General features: G+C 71.9%; 1 protein-coding gene. It reads right to left on the bottom strand.

Features of this window, described 5'->3' with window-relative positions; genetic code table 11:
- On the bottom strand, positions 1–1100 hold a 1100-nt coding region (locus tag AB0E98_RS33910; protein ID WP_361710357.1), incomplete at both ends, for an N-6 DNA methylase.

Below are 1100 nucleotides of genomic sequence, written 5' to 3'. Positions count from 1 at the left end.
GACCGCGACGTCCGCGTCCCGGGCCCGCCTCTGTGCCTCGGCAAGGCGTCCTGCCCGAGCGGCCAGGACCGACGCACCCCCGGCCGGGACATCCGGTCGAACGCCCGGTACGTACAGGGCGGGGCTCAGCAGGTGGCCCTGTTCCCTGATCCGGTCGAGGGACACGGCTTCACTCAGCCCCTCGGTGCCCGAGAAGGGGCGTCCCCCGGCCCGGTCCGCCAGCCAGCGCCGGTACTCCGCGAGGAGGCGCTGCGCGTTCGGGGGGGTCAGCTCTTGGCGCACTCGCGAGACCGGCGTGCCGAGCCCGCGGGCATCGATGAGGAGCACTTCGTCGCACCGGCCCTCCGGATACCGCAGCAGCCAGACCGTGACCGAGATCCCGGTGGAGGTGAAGAGCTGCGCGGGCAGCGCGACCAACGCCTCCACCGCTCCGTCCTCCACCATCGCGGTCCGGATCCGCTGTTCCCTCGGATTGGCGGAGAACGCCGCGATGTCCGGCATGACGACGGCGGCCCGCCCGCCGGGCTTCAGGCTGGTCACCGCGTACTGGAGCCACGCGAAGTTGGCGTTGTGCCGGGGCGGTGGACCGTAGCGCCACCGCCGGTCGTCGACGGATCCCGTGAACTTCATGTTGAACGGGGGATTCGTCACGACACGGTCGTACCCGCGATCCTCTTCCGGACCGGGACCGGTCGCGTCCGACGGCGCGGCGCTTCCGGTGTGCAGAGCGGCGCCGGGCACCCCGTGCAGAGCGAGGTTCATCCCCGCCAGCATCAGCGGGTGCTCACCCACACCCGCACCGCTGGCCCCGACCCGTTCCCGCCCCTCGGTCGCCGCTACGGCACTCCATGATGCCGACAGCAGCTCGCCCGCGCGGACGAACGGGTCGTGCACGTGCCGGACGCCACGACCGTTCTCGGCCACCAGATCCGCGACGACGTCGACAACCGCCCGGGGGGTGAAGAAGTCGCCCGCTCTCTTGCCCACCAGGTCGCCGTAACGGGTCAGCAGCCTTTCGCAGGCTTCGGCGTGCTCCTTCAGGTCGACGGGACCCGTGTCGTCCAGCTCCCGTACGGTGTCGGCCAGCGGGACGTCCCGCA

The sequence above is a fragment of the Streptomyces sp. NPDC037389 genome (assembly GCF_040636475.1).
In the GTDB taxonomy this organism is placed as follows: Bacteria; Actinomycetota; Actinomycetes; order Streptomycetales; family Streptomycetaceae; genus Streptomyces; species Streptomyces hesseae.
This window is presented reverse-complemented; position numbering and strand designations above follow the sequence as displayed.